We start from the raw sequence: 2505 nt of genomic DNA on the forward strand, positions 1-2505 counted from the left end.
GAGATCAATAGCCAGCGAATCGAAATGATGACCGAGGTCGCTGCCAAATACGAGCTTACGCTCGATAGCGGCGAACCTTTGCAAGTCATTCCCGAGCCTATATTGAAATGGAGTAATCCTATCCTGCGAACGCACGCCGGCTCGGTATTTCTGTGGACCTATCAATCGCGGCCACAAGCAGTCGTCGGCATGTTCACAAGTTACGGGGACGTGGATCACGAGTGGCAAACGATCTGCGAGACAGGACTGACTGCAAAATTTGACGGTAAAACGTTGTGGAACCCCAGGACGGGGATCCAGTGGAATGCGATCGATGGCAGCAGTGAAATTGCCCCGTCGTCAACACTCAGAATGGTGCAGATGCGTGCGATTGCACGAAAGTTTAGTGTCGAGATTGGCTCGGCGAAAAAGTCCACGCTGCTGCGGATGCTGACACAACCCTTGTACAGTTACGAATCGCCGGCAGCAGATGTCTTGACCGGAGGCGTATTCGGTTTCGTCAATGCAACCGATCCCGAATTGTTATTATGTTTGGAAGCTCGAACCATCGGATCGAAACAGCAATGGTATTACACGGTCGCTCGCATGACTTCCACACGAATCAACGTGAAATACCAAGACAATGTGGTGACCACGATCGATCCATGGGATTGGAAGAAGGATCCCGAAAAGCCTTTCAACGCATTCCGCCGACTCTGGGACGGCAGCGAATTCATCAGCAAGAGAAATCGATGATTTGGTCTGGCATCAACCGCAATCTACTCTGCATTGGAGCAACGTAATAAACCCCGCCAAACCGTACTTGTTGATCATTGGATTTGGTGAGAAGTACATGCACGGCGACGATGAAAACGGAGTGCGATCATGGCTCGGCGGGGTCACTTTCCGCATCGGCTTTGCGTTTTGTAGCTACGCTCGCCAGAGCGTTGATGGTTGCCGCGCAAGTACGAACCACCACCTTCTGGCGAAGGTCGCTACGAGAAACTGCTTCACAGCTTTACTCTTCGTCGCTAACCTCTTCGTCGGTTAGAGCGGGCTTGGGGAAATCGGCGGAAACCAAGGTTTGCTGAGCGATAAAACCGTCCGAGTTTTGGCGAATGGTGGGCGGTTTTGCTCCGTCACGCTGTCGACCTCCTTCCTCTTCGCTCAGATAGTCCAACTGCAGTTCGGCTGATCGACCATCGCCGTTGTCATCGAGCTGGGCATGTTCCGTCGCCAGCAACGATTCGGCGAGATAGCGGCGAGCCACATTGCGTGTCACCGCGATGTAGAGATCGAACACACTGAACTGATCATTCCCATCGACATCAAGTTCCGATTTCGCGGGCGGGTCGGCAAGTGTTTCGGCGAGTGCAGCGGGAAACAATGTCGCGTTGACCTCACGATCCGCTTCCGTCGCCGTGATGACGATGCGACCTTCGGCGGACAAGCCGCGAACAAAAAAGCCGCTTACCGGAGTGCTAATAAAAAACAATTGTTGTTTGGCATCAAGACCACGGAACAGATCCGCAAAATCGGACGCGTGTAAATCCGATTCCCCATCGGCAGCCCCCGGCAAATTTAAATAAGACCGTTGGCCATCAAAATGAGCATGTCCCATCACGATGACCCACAGGGTATCGGAGGGTTGGATCTGTTTTCGCAGTTCCGCGACCTGTTTTGTCAATTCAGTGCGAGTCGCCATGCCGTTGGCCGCCTGAACTGCGGGGCCGTCTTCTTCGTTCGGTGGGGCGCCAAACAGAATACGAATGTTTTCTGCTGGGAAGCCGAGTCGGTCTTTCAGCGATGCATGCAGACTCTCGATTGTCTGTGAAAACTCGGTGTGATGGTCACGGTCGCCAGGAATGCCAGAAATAATAAGTGCCCATTTCGTGGCCTCGCTCTCGGAAGCATTGGTCGCTAGGGAGTCGGTCGCCTGGCAAGCGAGAAACATCAGGCAAGCGACGATGTGGCGTTTCAACAATGTCAAACTCATTCAGCTCTAACTCCCTATCGTTGGCGGTGTGCCCATGACCTCGATGGAAGAGACATATCCATCGTGGTCAAGATCGAGGTTTCGAAACGCTCCAAGCGAACCATCAAATTCGCTCCAACTGACTTGTCCGTCGCCACTGCGATCCATTCGTTCAAACCAAAACATTCGTTCGTTCGCTTGATTTCGACTCTCGGCGTCGGAGACCAAATTTGCTTGCGTGTCCGATGCGATCGACGCCAGCGACACGATATCTTTGGCCACGTCGTCGCGTGGTTCAGTTGCATCGGAGTGCAGATCCCACCACGCGGTCTTGCCGTCCCAATTTGCCAAGGTTAGACCCGCCGAATCGAACGCAACGGCAGCGACCGGTAAAGCTAGATTCAAGCGATTTTGCATCGTTCCGCCACGCAAATCCCAGACTGCGACCGAGCCCGCTGCCGCGGTGACCCAGTCGCCGGATGCAATCGCAAGTAAGCGTCCGTCGGGCGAAAAACGGACGCCGTTGATCGCGTTTTCGAATTTGGGAAGCC

General features: G+C 53.7%; 3 protein-coding genes. 1 reads left to right on the plus strand and 2 read right to left on the minus strand.

Going from position 1 to position 2505, the window contains the following annotated elements; genetic code table 11:
- On the plus strand, nucleotides 1-735 hold a 735-nt coding region (locus tag ABX962_RS34615; protein WP_372726217.1), incomplete at its 5' end, for a hypothetical protein.
- Nucleotides 736-997: 262 nt separating this feature from the next.
- On the opposite strand, the gene ABX962_RS34620 is transcribed toward ABX962_RS34615, so the two are convergent.
- Together ABX962_RS34620 and ABX962_RS34625 are read right to left on the minus strand one after the other, a co-directional pair.
- On the minus strand, nucleotides 998-1975 hold the full coding sequence (locus ABX962_RS34620) for a hypothetical protein (protein WP_372726218.1): 978 nt from the start codon (nucleotides 1973-1975) through the stop codon (nucleotides 998-1000).
- 6 nt (nucleotides 1976-1981) lie between these two features.
- On the minus strand, nucleotides 1982-2505 hold a 524-nt coding region (locus tag ABX962_RS34625), incomplete at its 5' end, for a hypothetical protein (RefSeq protein WP_372726219.1).

The sequence above is a fragment of the Novipirellula sp. genome (assembly GCF_041583735.1).
Classification (GTDB): Bacteria; Planctomycetota; Planctomycetia; order Pirellulales; family Pirellulaceae; genus Novipirellula.